Consider the following 930-nt stretch of genomic DNA (forward strand, 5'->3'; position numbering starts at 1 on the left):
AATATTCAATGTTTTAGCACGATCTTGCCACGGGCCCCGGTTGCAACTGCGCTGTGCGCCGCACCGACATTCTCCAGTGGAAAGGTTTTGGCGATAGGCATGAGCAGCAGGCCCTGGGACGCAGCATTCAAGACGGCTTCGAGCGTGGCCGTTTCAGTCCGATGATAAAGCTCGTGGATAGTCACGCGATTGCCGATATTCTCATCGTTTGGCACGGGAACGATGCTGGCGACTTGACCACCGTTCCGCACATGCGCGATGAGATTGCCCGCCACTGGTGCCGCTGCGCTGATTGCATAATCGAATGTAGCATCCGTAGGCACAATGGAAATATCGAGCGCTTCGCCGGCCAAATCGCGTCCCTCGGCGAGGCGTTCGGGTCGGACTGCGGCCACGGGTCTCGCCCCGATCTCCTGCAGATGATGAATAGCGACGCGGCCGACCGAACCCAAGCCGCCCGAGATCAACACTCGATCACCCGCCTTGACACTCAAAGCGTCTACCGCTTGCCGTCCCATGAGCCCGGCCTTAACCAAAGCCGCGCCCTGCTCAAAGCTCAGATTGGCGGGAAGCTTGGCAACAGAAGTGGCCGGCACAACCCCATATTCGGCGTGGGCGCCCTTGCCGTTCGCAGCAAAGTCGGCAACGACGCGGTCACCCACCGACAACTCAGTCACCCCGGCGCCAAGTTCAGCAATGATGCCTGCGGCATCGCCACCCAGCACCGCAGGAAGTTGCAAGGGTATGTACTGGGCCATAAAGCCCTGCCGCAAAAGAAGATCGAAGGGATTCACCGCCGAGGCTACGATTTTGATGAGAATCTCACCCGCTTGCGGTTTCGGCTTGGATACCTCTTCGATTACGAACTGATCGATGTCGCCATAGGATTTAAGAAGAGCGGCTTTCATGACTTGACTCCAGAGTGTTGCT

At 58.1% G+C, this 930-nt stretch carries 1 protein-coding gene; it reads right to left on the bottom strand.

Annotated features, from left to right (window positions below; translation table 11 throughout):
- Positions 1-5: 5 nt before the first annotated feature.
- A partial coding sequence (locus ACWGS9_RS34965; protein WP_454509449.1) for an NADP-dependent oxidoreductase occupies positions 6-930 on the bottom strand: 925 nt, incomplete at its 5' end.

Source organism: Mesorhizobium sp. Arg314 (genome assembly GCF_053714275.1).